Genomic DNA, 15504 nt, shown 5'->3' on the forward strand with positions numbered 1-15504 from the left:
GACGGCCGGTTTCACTTCATGCAAACAGCTTGTCCAGCGTGATCGGCAAGTCGCGCACGCGCTTGCCGGTTGCGTGCCAGATTGCGTTGGCGACCGCCGCCGCCACGCCCACCACGCCGATCTCGCCCACGCCCTTCGCGCCGAGCGGATTCACGATGTCGTCGTGCTCATCGACGAAGATCACGTCGATGTCATGCACATCCGCATTCACCGGCACGTGATACTCGGACAGGTTGTGGTTCATCTGCCGGCCGAGCGTGTGATCGAACTGTCCGTGCTCGTGCAGCGCCATGCTGATGCCCCACACGACGCCGCCCGAGACCTGGCTCGCCGCCGTCTTCGGATTGACGATGCGCCCCGCTGCCACCGCATTCACCACGCGCGTCACGCGCACCGCGCCGAGCGCTTCGTCCACGCGTGCCTCGACGAAGACCGCCGAATGCGTGCCCATGGAATACGCCTGCTGTTTGTCGTGTGGCGTGACCGTCACCTGAACGTCGAGCGTGTCGAGCCCTGCGCGTTGCATCAGTTCGCGAAGCGGCAAGCGCATGTCGTTGCCATCGCCACAAGTTACGTGATCGCCATCGATACGCACCGCATCAGGATCGGCCTGCGCGAACGCAGGTCCGCCGTGCTCGCGTGCAAGCGCCGTGATCTTCGCGCGCAAGCGCACGCCGGCCGCATGCACCGCGCTGCCGACCGACGACACGGTCCACGAGCCGCCTTCGAGCGGCGCCTTCGAAAGACGGCTATCGCCCAGACGAAACTCGACGGATTCAAGCGGCACGCCGAGCGCATCGGCGGCGAGCTGCGTCATAACCGTGTACGTGCCGGTGCCGATATCCGCCGTCGCGCTTCCGACGATCACATGTCCATCGGCGCGAATCTCCGCCAGCGCCGATGCTTCGTTTTGCATGGCATCCCATGCGCCGGTGGCCATGCCCCAGCCGATCAGTTCCGTGCCCTCGCGCATGGATCGCGGCGCGAGCGGGCGCTTGTCCCAGCCGAAGCGCGCCGCGCCTTCTGCAAAGCACTCGCGCAATGCCTTGCTCGAGAACGGCAGGTTCTTGTTGCCGTCGCGTTCGGCGTAGTTGATGAGGCGAAGCTGCAACGGATCGATGCCGAGCGATTCGGCGAGTTCATCCATCGCCATTTCGAGCGGGAAAAGACCTTGAGCCGCGCCGGGCGCGCGCATGTCGGCGGGCGTCGGCACATCGAGCTTGCTGACCTTGTAATCGAGCCGCACGTTGTCGCATGCATAGAGCTGTCCGGCCCAGTTCACGACGACATCGGTGTAATCCTCATACTGCGATGTCTCCGACACCGCCTCCTGAATCACCGCTTGCAGCTTGCCGTCCTTGTTCGCGGCGAGCGCGACGCGTTGCAGGCTCATCGGCCGATGCGCGAACGTGAACATCTGCTGGCGCGTCAGCACGACACGCACGGGACGCTTCAGATCGCGCGCGGCCATCACCGCGAGCGGCAGATGATATTGCGGACGCAGCCCCGATCCGAACGCGCCGCCGACGAACGGTGAGATCACTTCGAGGTCGTCATCCGCGAAGCCGAAGACCGTCATCAAGTACTTTTTCGTGTTGAGCACGCCCTGCGTTTTCTCGTAGACCGTGAACTTGCCGGACGGCTCGGGAATGACGGTGCAGCCATGCAGCTCCATGGGATTGTGATATTCGGCGGCGTCGAATAGCGTTGATCGATCTTCACCGGCGCTGCATTCAGCGCGGCATCCGCATCGCCGCGCGGAGGCGGTGGCGGCTCGAAGCCGCCCTTCTCCGTCGATGGCACATAAGCATTCACTTCCGCCTCGCGAAAATCCGTGCAATGCGGCGTGCGTTCGTAAGTCACTTCGATGAGCGATGCCGCATGACGCGCAAGCTCATGACTCTCCGCGACGACGAGCGCGACGGGCTGCCCGCTATACCATACGCGATCGTCCCATAGCGGACGAAACGGCATGCCGCCCGGCGCGGACTGGTCCTTGTATGCGTCGTCGAGCAGCGGCATTTCTGGGCGGTTCTCGTGCGTGAGCACCATCAGCACGCCCGGCAGTTCGAGCGCGCGCGCCGCTTCGATGGATACGATGCGGCCGCTTGCAATGCGGCTCGGCAATGCGAAGCCGTACGTCATGCCATCGGCGAAGAATTCGCCTGCATAGCGTGCTTCGCCTGTTACCTTCTTCTTGCCGTCGACGCGATTGACGGGCTTGCCGCTCGATTGCGCGGCCTGCGCCGCGATGCGTTCCAGTGCGGTCGTTGAGTTCATGTCGGATCGTCCTCGCTTGCGGCTAGCTCTTGTCCCGATGCCTGTTCGAAGGCGCGCACGATTGCACGCGCCGCCAGTTCGATCTTGAATGCGTTGCCGGGACGGCCCTGTGCATCGCGCACGATGGAGGCGGCGAAGTCGCGCACCGTTGCGGCTTCGAGCGGCTTGCCGCGCAGCGCGGCTTCGGCTTGGCGATTGCGCCACGGCTTGTGCGCGACGCCGCCCAATGCGCATCGCACGTCGTCGATACGATCGCCGTCGATCTTTAACGCAAGCGCGACGGACACAAGCGCGAACGCAAACGATGCCCTGTCGCGCACCTTCACGTACGCGTGATGTTCGGCGAATCCTTCGGCGGGAAGATCGACCGCGACGATGATTTCATCGTCGCGCAGGTTCGTGTCTTTCTCGGGTGTATCGCCGGGGAGCCGGTGGAAGTCATCGAACGGAATGACGCGATCGCCTTGATCGCTGCTCACGCGGACATCGGCATCGAGCGCGGCGAGCGCCACGCACATGTCGGACGGATGCACGGCGATGCAATGTTCGCTTGCGCCGAGGATCGCGTGAATGCGATTGACGCCGTTCAGTGCGCCGCAGCCCGTGCCGGGATCGCGTTTATTGCAGGGCGTCGCGGTGTCGTAGAAGTAGTGGCAGCGCGTGCGTTGCAGCATGTTGCCGCCGACGGTCGCGACGTTGCGTATTTGTGCGGATGCGCCCGCGAGTATCGCTTTCGAGAGCAGCGGATAGCGCGATTGAATGCGTTGGTCGTAGGCGACTGCGCTGTTGGTCGCGAGTGCGCCGATGCGCAGGCCGCCGTTGGCGTTGTCGTCGATGGCCTTCATCGGCAGACGGCGGATATCGACGAGCCGCTCGGGCCGCGCGACGCCTTCCTTGATGAGATCGACGAGGTTCGTGCCGCCTGCGAGGAACGCTGCGGCGGGTGCGTCGTGCGCTTGGAGCGCGGACGTGATGTCGTTTGCGCGCGTGTAGGAGAAGCGGTTCATGGCTGGCCCTTCCGGTCGTTCTTTTGCGCGACGTGCAGGATGGCTTGCACGATGTTGGGATACGCGCCGCAGCGGCATAGGTTGCCGCTCATGGCTTCGCGGATATCGGCGGCATCGTGTGCGTGGCCTTCGTTCATCATGCCGACGGCGGCGCATATCTGGCCTGGCGTGCAGTAGCCGCACTGGAAGGCGTCGTGATCGATGAACGATTGCTGCATCGGATGCAGGGTGTCGCCGTCGGCGAGACCTTCGATCGTCGTGATCGATGAGCCGTCGTAGGACACGGCGAGCGCGAGACATGTGTTGATGCGCTGGCCGTCGACGAGCGCGGTGCACGCGCCGCATTGTCCGTGGTCGCAGCCTTTTTTCGTGCCGGTGAGTTGACAATGCTCGCGCAGGAGATCGAGCAAGGTTGTCCAGGGTTCGATGTCGAAGGTTTGCGTTTGATCGTTGATGGCTAGCGTGCAGGTCACGCGCTGCACGTCGGGCGCTTTTGTGTCGAGCGCCGTGGGTTCAGTGTCGGAGGTCATGGGATTCTCTCTGTTCGGACTGAGCGTGCTCAGCATGCTCCATGCCTTGGGCGCGCTCCGCTTCTGTCGCTGGTTTTTTCTTCGTGCCGTGCGCTTTTGCTTGACTTGTTTTCGTGTCGGTCTATTAGTGCGCCCCTCCCCGGGGCGGGGGTCACTTTCTTTGCTGCTGCAAAGAAAGTAACCAAAGAAAGCAGCTTTTCGCCCGCTGTGCTGATTGACGGTGCACTCCGTAGAAACACGTTGGCACTCAGCTTGAACCAACCCTGAATCACCTTCCACGCCCACTGAGCGCCACCCCATGCGAGCCCCCGGGCTCGTTAACACCAACGCACCTTTTCCCTCCACGCGCCTTCCTTGCACTAGCAAGTCAACGCTCATGTCATAAGAGCGTCGTCGTGAATTCACGGAGATGATTGATGGCGCGAGAGCGAGTGAGTCCAGTTGGTTTTGTCGAGCCCGGGGGCTCGCATGGGGTGGCGCTCAGTGGGCGCGGAAGGTGATTCAAGGCTGATTCAAGCTGAGTGCCAATCTTGTTCTACGGAGTGACCAGACAGTCAGTGCTTCGGGCCAGAAAAGCTGCTTTCTTTGGTTACTTTCTTTGCAGCAGCAAAGAAAGTGACCCCTGCCCCGGGGAGGGGCGAGCCAATAGACCGACACGAAAATTAGAAGGAGTTATCGCTGAGCGAGCAGAACCCTATCGTCGACCGCAAGATGCGCACGAGCATCGTCAGAACCCGGCACATGTCCCTCAGAACCCCGGCGGCTACGCCGCCATCCCGCCGGCGGCATCCCGAACTCCCGCTTGAAAGCGCGATTGAACGCCGCCTCCGATTCGTACCCCACCTGTTCCGCGACAGCGGCAATCGACATCGTCCCATGCCGCAACTCCTGCGCCGCAATCTGCAATCGCCAACGCGCGAGATACTGCATCGGCGGTTGTCCAAGCAACTGCGTAAAGCGCTGCGCCAATCCCGATCGCGACAAACCCACTTCGCGCGCCAGCTCATCCACCGTCCAGTCATGCGCCGGACGCGCATGCAGCATCGCAAGCGCACGGCCCACGAAACGATCGCCCACGCCCGCAAGCCATCCCTTGCGTTCCGCCGGCAACGCATCGATGCAACGCCGCACCGCCTCCACGAACAGCAGCTCCGATAAACGCGCCAGCACGATCGCACTGCCCACACGCCACTCGGCCGCCTCGACCGCTGCAAGACTCAACGACGATTCGAGCCACGCCGAACGCGGATCATTACGCATATCCACCTTGAAAAGACGCGGCAGCACCGATAACACCGGATTGCTCAATGTATCGTCGCTCGCAAGAAAGCCGCAGATCACGCGCGTGCGCGGCTCGCCACCGCCACCGTAACTCAGCTTCATCACGTCGCCCGGCGTGGTCTTGAGATAGTGCGCCATCATCTCGTCAGCAGGCGCAGGCGCGATCTCCAATGAACTGCCCATCAAATGAGGCTCGCCCTGCGGCACCACCAGCAATTCACCGGCATCGACACGGATCGCCGAAGCAGGATCGTCGATAAGACGCGCCATGCAGCTTCCTTCCGTGATGAGGTGATACGACACGATGCGCTCCGCACGCGGCAGAAACGTCGCGCTCAATTCCTGCGATGCCTGGCCCACGACACACCACGGCGCTGTGAAGTCGCCGTTTAGATACACCGCCCCGCTCAAGCGCACGAGACGAAGAACGTTCGATAACGCATCCATGGTGCCGGCCCGCAAATTTGGCGTCCTTCACAAAATTTCTGGACGCACGGTCATTCATTGATCCGCCTTGCGTGCCGATACTAGCACTCACGCACAGTCCCAACAACGCACGCGCCGACGGGAGACCGACATGAATCACGCAGACGTTTATCGCGGTCAATGCCTCTGCGGCGCAGTGCTTTTCACGTTGAACGGAGAGCCTGCCGGCATCGGCTATGACCGGCGCGAATGCCCCGTCAACGCATTCGGACTATGGAAGCAGCAAGCGCTGCACATCGTGCGCGGCGCGAATGACATCGGCGCTTACAACACCTCGCCGCATGGCTCGCGTCATTGGTGCAAATGGTGCGGCGGCTATCTGTACACGGAGCATCCGAGGCTCGGACTCGTCGATGTCCACGCGTCCATCCTCGAATGCTTCGCGCATGAAGGCATGAACGATCTTCGCATCAGCCATCGTTCTTCTTGACTCATTCGCGATGAGCCCGTTCGCCGCGCGGGCCGTTCGCATCGCAGTGTCGCGGCGCCCATGAACGTGCACCGTTGCCGTTCGCTCAACGTCCGCTATCAGGAGTGTGTCATGTCCGCTGTCGATTCCGCCCTCTCGCCCGCCATCGATCTCGCCGCCGTCAAGGTCCGCCAGCAAGCCGCCTGGTCGACGGGCAACTACGCCGTCGTCGGCACGACGTTGCAGATCGTCGGTGAAAGCCTTTGCGAAGCGCTCGATCTGCGCGCGGGCAGCCGCGTGCTCGATGTCGCAGCGGGCAACGGCAACGCGACACTCGCCGCCGCGCGCCGCTGGTGCGATGTGACATCCACCGACTACGTGCCCTCGCTGCTCGACGCGGGACGCGCACGCGCCGACGCCGAAGGTCTCGCCGTGCAGTTCCAGGAAGCGGACGCCGAAGCGCTGCCGTTCGCGGATGCATCGTTCGACGTGGTGCTCTCCACCTTCGGCGTCATGTTCACGCCCAATCAGCAGCAAGCCGCCGACGAACTCGCGCGCGTTTGCAAGCGCGGCGGCAAGATCGGCCTCGCGAACTGGACGCCCGAGAGTTTCATCGGCCAGGTGTTCAGGACGATAGGCAAATACATGCCGCCCGCGCCGGGCATGATGTCGCCCGCACTGTGGGGCACGAAGGCGCGGATCGAGGAACTGTTCGGCGATCGCGCGAGCAGCATCGCCGCGATGCGCCGCGAGTTCGTGTTCCGCTATCGTTCGGCCGCGCATTTCATGGACGTTTTTCGCACCTACTACGGGCCGATGAACAAGGCATTCGCCGCGCTCGAAGGCGAGCGCCAGGCCGCTTTCATCGACGACCTGATGACGTTGATCGAGAGCCGCAACCGGTCGGGCGACGCGACGCTCGTGCTGCCGAGCGAGTACCTCGAAATCGTCGTGGAGCGATCGTGAACACGCTCCAACGCCTGGTCGCGACCTACCCCGACTGCGCGCTTCGCCTGTGGTCGTCGGCTTGCCTGTTTCGCCTTCGATACGGTTCGGGTTTGCTCGCGCTGCCGCTGTGCTCGTCGGTATGTTTCTTCGGCTTGCGCCTCGTTCTCTCGGCGGTGGGCGTTTCGGTTTAGCGCGTTGATTCATTGATAAACGGGCTTCGCTAAGTTCGCGTGCAACGCGAAGCCCGGCAAAAAAAGACCTTCTCGAAATGCGACTCTATTCATCATTTAATCAGATTAAATGATTATTATCGTATCAATTAAGGAAATAATTGCTAATGGGGATCGGTAATGTATGCGCATTACGGTCATAAATCACCGAGGGATTACCCGGCATAGCCGTCGAGCGCAACCGCCAAAATTTTTTTTTCATTCATTTGTCTGTCCAGACACGCAGTAATTGCCGCGCAAACGTTGACCGTTACATACCGTTACGGGTTTTTTCATACGGTAAGAAGTGGTGAGCGTTTAACATGCTCTTCGTTCGGCCGGTAAAACCGACTGACACACGCGTCCATCAATCAGCGGCGCATTGGCTGATTCGCCTTTCCTCTCCCTGCGGTTTAAATCGTGGGTCCCACTCAACCGGGCACTCGGGGAAACCTTTTTTCGGCGATCAGGAACGGCAGACGTTTATTCAATTCCCAATGAAGAAAAAACATTTCATCGTTTACTCGGCTTTCGCAAGTTCCTTAATCCTCTCCGCATGCGGCGGCGGCGCAGACAACGCCCCGTCCAGCGTCAACAACAGTGCGACCGATCCCGCCGCGGTGGCCAATGCCGCCACGAAGCCGCCGTCGGCAAACGGCACGACGATTCCGTCCGGCACGTCGATCGTCGATTCCTCCGGCGCGACCTGGACCGTGACCAACGGCGTGATCTATCGCGCGGGTCAGAAGGCTGGTTTCTCGGCCTCCGTCACGCTGTTGCTGTGGTACGGCGGCAAGATCTATCAGCAGAACGTGAACAAGCTGTGGTGGGTGTGGGCGAACAACACGTGGGCCGTCTCGAGCGATCCGCGCTCGACGACCGCCGCTGCCTCGACCTCGAAGCCCATTCCGTTCTTCGGCGTCAACGCGCATTACATCCAGGGCGGCGTCTATTCGTCGATCCCGCTCGCCACGCAGTCGGCGTCGATGGTTGACCTCGGCCTCACGAACGTGCGTCAGGACGTGTACAGCAACGCGCAGATCGACATCCTCGCGAACCAGGTCATGCCTAACGTCGGCACGAAGGTCAACGTGATGCCGCTCGTCATTCCGCATCCGTGGATGGACCCGTCGCTGAACGGCCGCACTCCGACTGAACAGTCGGCGTACACCTACGCCTACAACATGGCGGCGTATGCGGCGACGAAGTTCAAGGGCGTGCCGGTCGTGGAATTCGGTAACGAATACGATATCGACAACCACAACCGCCCGGTCGCGAACGACGGCGTGAACGTCTCCGACTACGACAACACCACGTGGCCGATCTGGCGCGGCACGATGCGCGGCTCGTACGACGGCTGGCGCTCGGTCGACAAGACCGGCCAGACGAAGATCATCAACACGGCATCGACCGGCTTCCTCTATCTCGGCTGGTACAAGGGCATGCTGACGGGCACGCAGCCGGACGGCTCGACGGGTCACCCCAAGGTGCAGACGGACATCATCCAGTTGCACTGGTACTCGGACGGTCTCGATCCCGAGAACACGTGGGGCAAGGACGGCACGAACTACAACGTGCTCAAGATCTTGCACGACGCGTATAACCTGCCGATCATGTTCACGGAAATCGGCATCAACGCGGACTACACGACGTCCATGGCGCAGGCGTATATCGCGAAGACGATTCCGGAGCTCTATGCGGCCCGCAGCACGTATAACGTGATCGGCTTCAACTGGTACGAGCTTTACGATGATCCTAGCGGAACGTACGGTATCCTGACGAATGGCGGCGGAACGAAGCCTGTCTATTCGGCGATCAAGTCGGCAGTGGCGGCATCGCACTAAGGTTTTGAGTTGTTAGCTTAAGGTGTATCAGGCGGAACGCGATTGCGTTCCGCTTTTTTTTTAATGACCGTGAGACACGGTGCAATCCGTCGGCAGCTTGCCGAGGACATTGATCGCTGCGGGCAGCATTGCGCTCGAGTGCCGACGTTGCTGAGGGCAGCACGACCGCGAACACCTTGCCGAACAACGCACGGCTCGCCCGCAATACGCTGCTATGCGCAGCCGACCGAAAGCTAAGCGTTGCGCACTCCCGCGCGGGATGAGCTGATGAAAGAACCGCACCACCACGAACAACGCACCGCAGCAACCGGCTCAGCAGTATCCCGGTGGCCAGCCCGCCGATGACGCACATAAACAGCGTGACGAGAACGAACGGCAGCGCGACAAGCGACAACGCGATTGCGACCCTGCCGCCGATGCTGATGCGGACCTGAAGCAGGCCGATCCCGACAGCAACGACGAGGGCTGAGGCTCAGGCATTCATGCATTACCTGACACTGCGCCAATGCAACGCCTGCACAACAATTCTTTACGTTTAGGACTCGCAATATCTTGTCGTATCCTTTAGCTTTACACGCTCGTCATCAGCAGACGGAGACAACCGTGAAAGAAGCCGGAACGACGCATCTCCTTGCGACCATAGGTTCCGGGACCCAGCGCGGCGGACGGGTAGACCGCGCAACGCTCGGGCGGCGAATAAAGGGGTTCCGCATCGCCTTGGTCGGTGACGTAGTCGCCTATGCAGACGGCAGCGAGGCGGTCATAGCGAACGGCGTCGGGTACGGATTAACCGATCACCTGACGCCATACGTTCTAGTGGGAAGCCGCCTAAGCAACGGCCATTGCATCACCCGATCACTGCCCGGTGAAAGCTTTTATGTCGGCAGCCAGCTTGATAACGGTGACGTCATCACGGACAGCCCCGAGCGCGAAGGCGTCACATGTTCGGATATGTTCACCATCCTGAGAGGCGGTTCACTCATTGAACAAGAGGGCATTATTCGATGCTAAGACGCGCCTTTCTCGCTAAAGGTGACCGTGCTGACAGCGCCATTATCACAGAGGGACTGCCAACAGTTACCTGCTCGAACCCGCCACCGCTCGTTCACATAGCAACGCTCGAAATGCGCACTTACTGCGATGCTTGCAAGCGCGATGGCTACATCGCGCCTCGCGGGCCTCGCCATCCGGAGACGGGGCCGAATGGCAAGCAATGGGCGCTTAGCGGTGACATCAACATATGCGGCTGTAGTCCCGCTCCGGTGTTCCGTGCCGAGCGCAACATGGGAATGTCTTTCACTTCCGGCGATGCAACTTATGTTGATGAATGGAAAAGTGAGCGAACCCGTTCGACCACGGGACGCTATGACGAACAGATCGTATTGCGCGACGAAGATGGTCATGCGGTCGCAGGACAGCGGTACATGATTACGACAGACGATGGGGAGATCTATCAAGGTGTCACGGATTCCACCGGCGCAACGGAGCGCGTCTATACGGATCATCCGATGAAGCTCGTAATCGAACTGTTGGTTTAACTATGACCGATTCATACGTTCAGTTTCTGAGAAACCACCGCGCACAAACGAACGATAATCAAGGCAGCACGCATAGCGCGACTGTCGAAACCCGTTACGTAAAGATGCCATCGGACCAGCAACGTTGGCTGCATGTGAAGCGTGAAAAGAACGGGCAACTTATTGCTCTCTGCGAGAACACGCAGGTGACAATGATTCGGTCATCGGATGGGTACACTTACTTCAAAGTGGCTGATGGTACGAGCGATTATGTCGGTGAGACAGTATGCATATCTGATGGCAACGTTGACCGATTCTTATCGAAGACGCCCCCGAGCCGGTCGTCAGTGACCTTGAGCGTCAAGTATGGAAAACGCGCTCATGGCATTTCCGCCCCTCGTGGCAACGAAGATTTAGACCAGCAATGGGGCAGCTTGACGATCCCCGGTGGGAAGACGATGACTGTCACGCTCAATAGTGTCTGGAACGGTCGTTACAGCCCGATTCCAGCGGGTATTCATCGCATCATGGCTCCCGACGCCCCTCACGATTCGTCTTATACCAAGTTCTATGTTGACTACGCGAAGCAACATGGGATGGGTAATGTCATCGCAGATCAAGTTTGGTTCCCGATCGAACTAGCCGGGTCAAGAGGAAACTCTACCCGATACGTTCACATTGGCAATCTCTCAGAGGGCTGCGTGACGGTGTATGCGCTTGAGCATTGGAACGACGTTTATAACTTTCTCATTTCACATCGGTTGCCAGATACACGAGGGCGATATGTGGCGAACCTTGAGGTCACCAAGTGAGACGGTTCCTTGTTGCGTTGTTGTCCTGCGGCCTGATGGCTGTGTTGGCGGACGGTAGGTCGGAAACGCTCAACTCGTCCAAACCTGCTAGCGAGCCAACCTCGTCGCTTGCGTGCGGTCACTTCTGTGGTCAAAAAGCTCAGCCGCCGATTGCATGCGGCGACTATCTGAAAGAGCTAGGCCGTAGTCGCCGCGAGGTCGAGTATCTTGGATGTGAAGCGACAATGCTAGACGGGCCACCAATACCCGGCTTTAAAGCCACATACCGAGTTAGAGGATCAGACCTCGACAAGATAGATAAGTGGCTCGCAACCTGGACAGAATGGAAGCGCCTGCGATTCTCCTGCTGTCAATGGGATGCACCGACTGGTTTTTACAGAGACAAGAGCGGCTCGGACTATTACATCGACATGGGAGCCGATGCGTATGTGAACGGTCATATGATCGACCGGCGAAAGGATTTTTCAAAACTGCCGTATGCAACCTTGAGGATCTCACACTATCTTTATTTGCCGTAGTCTGTGCTGTTAGCTAGAGGAAGTCAGAGGGCTGGAATGCACGGTGAGATCTTCCGGGACGTCAGGGGGGCGCTCTTGACCCGCTTGTGCGCAAGTATGGCGTCGTGTGGACGCGATACCCTCAAGCCCGTCTCCGCGGGCTTTTTTTTCTGCCGCCGCCATCAAGCGATCAGCGCTTCGACCAACTCGTTGAGTGGCACAGGCTTCACGAAGTGACGCTCGAATCCGGCGTCAGACGAACGTCGGCGGTCTTCGGCCTGACCATATCCCGTCAATGCGAAAAGGCGCAGCGCATCGCCCTCTTGCTGCAACCGCAGCGCCGCGGCCAACTGATAGCCGTCCATTCCGGGCAAGCCGATGTCGAGCACGGCGAACGCCGGACGAAACTCCGCCGCGACTTCGAGCGCCGCTTGCGGCGCGCTCGCCGTTGCCACGTCGAACCCGACTTCCACGAGAAATGCTTCCATCGAGAGAAGGCCGTCTTCGTTGTCGTCGACGAGCAATACGCGGATACCGTTTCCTTCGGGAAGCGATCGCGCGGTCAGTAACGCGTCGGCGGGCATCAGCGTGTGCGGTGCGATCGGCAGCGTCACCACGAACGTCGATCCCTTTCCCGGTCCGTCGCTCATCGCCGTGACGGTGCCGCCGTGCAGTTGGACCAGATTCTTCACCAGCGCAAGGCCGATGCCCAGTCCGCCCTTCGCACGGTCGATGGTGGTTCGCCCCTGCTCGAAGATGGTGAAGAGCCGGGGCATCAGATCCTCGCCGATACCCGCGCCGTTATCCGACACCGAAACGACGATCTCCGTCGCGTTCGTCACCGCTTCCACGCGGATATGTCCACCCGCATCGGTGTATTTGGCTGCGTTGTTGAGCAGATTGCCGAAGACTTGCGTGAGCCGCGTGAGATCTGCCGAGATGAGCGCGCCGTCGTCGGTCACGCTGAGCGACAAGGTTTGTCCGCGCTGCTCGACCAGCGGACTCGCGGCCTCGATGGCGCGCGTCAGCACCGAACCAATCCGCACCGCTTCGAGATGAAGTTCGATGGACCCGCGCGTGATGCGGCTCACGTCGAGCAGGTCCTCGACGAGCCGCGACAGATGCGACACCTGCCGCTCGATGATCTCGTGATACTTGTCCGGCGTCCCGCCGCGATGCTTGCGCATGAGCCCGAGCGCGGTCGTGATCGGCGCGAGCGGATTGCGAAGCTCATGCCCGAGCATCGCGAGGAATTCGTCCTTGGCGCGGCTGGCCGTCTCGCGTTCGTGCGCGGCGCGCGCCGCCTGCAGACCCGTTGCCGCCAGCGAGGTCGCCGCGCGCAGAAACGCGAGGTCCGTCACGGACGGAAACGACGGGTCGGCCGAACCGAACCAGACGCTGCCCTGACCCGCGGTGTATCCCATGCTCATGCGCACCATTCTCTGCGCGCCGGCCGGCGTCGCCTGAAGCACGGGACGCGGGCCGATGGGCATGCGGCGCCATGCGTCGATCGCCGGCTCCCATGCGAGACGAACGTCCGCGGTGGCATCGGCTTCGCGCAGACGCAGCGTGTCGAATGCGGACGAATCGGGGAGCAAGGGCACATATGCATAGCAGACATCCAGACGGACGATCCGCTCGACGGCCTGCGTCATCAGTTCGATCACCGTCCGGCCATCGCGCCCGGCCCACAACGCCGGCAGCGCCAGAAGGCCCATCAGGTCACGCAGGCTGCGCTCGGCTGCTTCCCGCGACAGCGCCTCGGAGCCAGACTCAGCGGCCATTCTCTTGAACGAATGCGGCCGGCTTGCTCGCCGCTTCATCGCCCGGAGCGACTTCCGATGACCGACGGCGCTTCAGTTCCTGAACCATCTCGGACGGCTGCGTGAAGAACGGATTCTCCTGCACGACACCGTTGATGAGCGTCATCGGATGCGTGCGCAGCAGGTCCATCAGCATCGAGCCGGAGAGCTTCGCGATGTCGTACACGCAGACGGCAGGCTGCCGGTTGCGCTCGAGCACTTCGTTCACTTCGGCTTCGTATTCGATGAGCTTCGGCGTGGCTGTCGTGTCCTCGAACACCCAGTCCATGTTGCCCATGATCCGCAGGCGCGAAAAGCCCGCATCGCGGCCGCTTCCCGTCAATCGCTCGACGGCGGCAAGCATCCGGTCCTTGTCGAACACGCCTTCTTCATCCAGATACGCGTCGCGCCACGAAACGAGTTCGAGCTGACCGCACGCCTCGCAGTGCGCGGCATCGATGCCCGAAGCCGTCAGCCGCGCGCGATGATCCGCCAGCAACGCGGGATTCACGATGTGCATGTTCTTTTCGCCGTTATCCACCGCCTCCTTGAAGAAGGGACTCAACGTTGCGTACTCTTCGTCGCGGCTATTGAAGAATGCGCAGACGTGATAGGCCTCGAGCGGGGTGCCGGCCAGTGTGGGCGGGTGCATGGAATAGTTTCTTTGGAGAGGAGAGGGAGGGGGTCGGCGGCAATGATACGCTAAGCGCCGCGAGCCGTTCTGTGCGAACGCGCTTCCATCTCGCGGCTTCGGGCGTATCGATTGCTCATACCTGTCACGAAAGCAGGACCTCAATCGGCGCGGCCCTTGTCGCGCTTGCGTCCAGAAGAAGGCAAGCATGACCGAAGACAACGCGTTCGCCGTCCCTCCGAAATGCGCGATATGGACGAGCAGACGGCAGGCCGTGGAAACACCTCGTGTGCTTGTCGTCGATGACTATGTCGATACCGCCGATGCAATCGGCATGGTCCTCGCGATCGAAGACTTTCCGACACGCGTGGTCTATGGCGGCCACGAAGCGATCGAGGCGGCAAGACAATGGCATCCGGACATCGTGATGCTCGATATCTGGATGCCTGATGTCTCCGGCATCGAAGTTGCGATACGCCTGCGTGCCGATCCGGTCACATCGAACGCGATCCTCGTTGCGCATTCGGCGGTATCGAGCACGGAAGACGTGAACGCAGTGAGGCTCGCGCACTTCGACGCATACTGCTCGAAACCTACCGATCCTTCCATGCTGGGCCCGCTGCTCCGATATCTTTGCCGCGGCGCCTGAGACGATCATCGTCGATTGCCGATCAGCGCATGCGCGAGCGCCGCTGCGGGCCTTTTAGTATGCTTGCGGCTGATGCCCCGGGAAGTTGTTCTCCACCTTCATACGACAAAGGACACTGGAATGACGATCGAAAAAGTCTTGTACCGTGCACACGCGCACGTGACCGGCGGGCGCGATGGACGCGCGACCATCCCTGAGAGCAATCTCGATCTCCGTCTGACCACGCCGAAGGAACTCGGCGGCGGTGGCGGCGACGGCACGAACCCCGAGCAACTTTTCGCGGCGGGCTATAGCGCGTGCTTCATCGGCGCGATGAAGTTCGTCGGCGCGCGAGACAAGATCGATGTGCCGAAGGATCTCGCAGTCGATGGCAGCGTCGGCATCGGGCAGATTCCGAATGGCTTCGGCATCGAGGTCGAACTCAAGATTTCGTTGCCGGGCATGGATCGCGCGGAGGCGCAGCAGCTGATCGACAAGGCGCACATCGTGTGCCCTTATTCGAATGCAACGCGCAATAACATCGACGTCAAGCTCACGCTCGTCTGACACTGCGTGCGGTGAGTTCTTCGGCGGCTTCATGCGGGGCATTACACCGCGAAGTC

General features: G+C 60.9%; 15 protein-coding genes and 1 pseudogene. 10 read left to right on the forward strand and 6 right to left on the reverse strand.

The features are described from left to right. Positions 1–16 precede the first annotated feature (16 nt). From AWB72_RS08070 to AWB72_RS08085, 4 genes and pseudogenes are all read right to left on the reverse strand, one after another. Positions 17–2280, reverse strand: a pseudogene (locus AWB72_RS08070) (xanthine dehydrogenase family protein molybdopterin-binding subunit). Continuing rightward, positions 2277–3287 (reverse strand): FAD binding domain-containing protein, encoded by a 1011-nt coding sequence (locus AWB72_RS08075; protein ID WP_040049715.1) that lies wholly within the window; start codon positions 3285–3287, stop codon positions 2277–2279. Before AWB72_RS08075 ends, AWB72_RS08070 begins: the two are co-directional and overlap by 4 nt. After that, positions 3284–3817 carry a (2Fe-2S)-binding protein gene (locus tag AWB72_RS08080; RefSeq protein WP_040049714.1) on the reverse strand — a complete coding sequence of 178 codons (534 nt, stop codon included), beginning with the start codon at positions 3815–3817 and terminating at the stop codon, positions 3284–3286. The genes AWB72_RS08075 and AWB72_RS08080 overlap by 4 nt, the downstream gene beginning before the upstream one ends. A 672-nt stretch (positions 3818–4489) precedes the next feature. Beyond that, positions 4490–5545 carry an AraC family transcriptional regulator gene (locus AWB72_RS08085; protein WP_040050088.1) on the reverse strand — a complete coding sequence of 352 codons (1056 nt, stop codon included), beginning with the start codon at positions 5543–5545 and terminating at the stop codon, positions 4490–4492. A gap of 130 nt (positions 5546–5675) precedes the next feature. Here AWB72_RS08085 and AWB72_RS08090 point away from each other — a divergent pair, with 130 nt between their 5' ends. The 8 genes from AWB72_RS08090 (at position 5676) to AWB72_RS29775 (ending at position 11841) form a co-directional block, all read left to right on the forward strand. Beyond that, on the forward strand, positions 5676–6014 hold the full coding sequence (locus AWB72_RS08090; RefSeq protein WP_143754594.1) for a GFA family protein: 339 nt from the start codon (positions 5676–5678) through the stop codon (positions 6012–6014). Positions 6015–6125: 111 nt separating this feature from the next. Continuing rightward, a complete protein-coding gene (locus tag AWB72_RS08095) occupies positions 6126–6959 on the forward strand; it encodes a class I SAM-dependent methyltransferase (RefSeq protein WP_040050106.1) in 834 nt (277 codons plus the stop codon). Next, positions 6956–7132, forward strand: a complete 177-nt coding sequence (locus tag AWB72_RS28835) for a hypothetical protein (protein WP_159459347.1) — start codon at positions 6956–6958, stop codon at positions 7130–7132. Before AWB72_RS08095 ends, AWB72_RS28835 begins: the two co-directional genes overlap by 4 nt. A gap of 638 nt (positions 7133–7770) precedes the next feature. Next, positions 7771–8994, forward strand: a complete 1224-nt coding sequence (locus AWB72_RS08100; protein WP_244285555.1) for a beta-glucosidase — start codon at positions 7771–7773, stop codon at positions 8992–8994. Between the two features lie 603 nt (positions 8995–9597). Further along, the gene (locus tag AWB72_RS08105) at positions 9598–10005 is read left to right on the forward strand and encodes a hypothetical protein (protein ID WP_040050089.1); all 408 of its coding nucleotides are present in this window, start codon (positions 9598–9600) and stop codon (positions 10003–10005) included. Next, positions 9999–10532: a PAAR domain-containing protein gene (locus AWB72_RS08110; protein ID WP_084592813.1), complete on the forward strand. Its 534-nt coding sequence runs from the start codon at positions 9999–10001 to the stop codon at positions 10530–10532. Before AWB72_RS08105 ends, AWB72_RS08110 begins: the two co-directional genes overlap by 7 nt. 2 nt (positions 10533–10534) lie before the next feature. Then, on the forward strand, positions 10535–11323 hold the full coding sequence (locus AWB72_RS08115; protein WP_040050091.1) for a hypothetical protein: 789 nt from the start codon (positions 10535–10537) through the stop codon (positions 11321–11323). A 35-nt stretch (positions 11324–11358) separates the two neighbouring features. Further along, positions 11359–11841 (forward strand): DUF4952 domain-containing protein, encoded by a 483-nt coding sequence (locus AWB72_RS29775; protein WP_084592815.1) that lies wholly within the window; start codon positions 11359–11361, stop codon positions 11839–11841. A 161-nt stretch (positions 11842–12002) separates the two neighbouring features. Here the strand turns inward: AWB72_RS29775 and AWB72_RS08125 are convergent, their stop codons facing one another. Then, entirely contained in the window at positions 12003–13604 is a 1602-nt protein-coding gene (locus AWB72_RS08125; RefSeq protein WP_052449827.1) for a hybrid sensor histidine kinase/response regulator, read from the reverse strand. Beyond that, positions 13594–14274 (reverse strand): MEDS domain-containing protein, encoded by a 681-nt coding sequence (locus tag AWB72_RS08130; RefSeq protein ID WP_052449828.1) that lies wholly within the window; start codon positions 14272–14274, stop codon positions 13594–13596. The genes AWB72_RS08125 and AWB72_RS08130 overlap by 11 nt, the downstream gene beginning before the upstream one ends. 253 nt (positions 14275–14527) lie before the next feature. On the opposite strand from AWB72_RS08130, the gene AWB72_RS08135 reads away from it, so the two are divergent. Beyond that, the gene (locus AWB72_RS08135; protein ID WP_244285556.1) at positions 14528–14902 is read left to right on the forward strand and encodes a response regulator; all 375 of its coding nucleotides are present in this window, start codon (positions 14528–14530) and stop codon (positions 14900–14902) included. 120 nt (positions 14903–15022) lie between these two features. After that, positions 15023–15448, forward strand: coding sequence for an organic hydroperoxide resistance protein (locus tag AWB72_RS08140; protein WP_040050093.1), 426 nt, complete (start codon positions 15023–15025; stop codon positions 15446–15448). Positions 15449–15504 lie beyond the last annotated feature (56 nt).

This window comes from Caballeronia concitans (assembly GCF_001544615.1).
Lineage (GTDB): Bacteria > Pseudomonadota > Gammaproteobacteria > Burkholderiales > Burkholderiaceae > Caballeronia > Caballeronia concitans.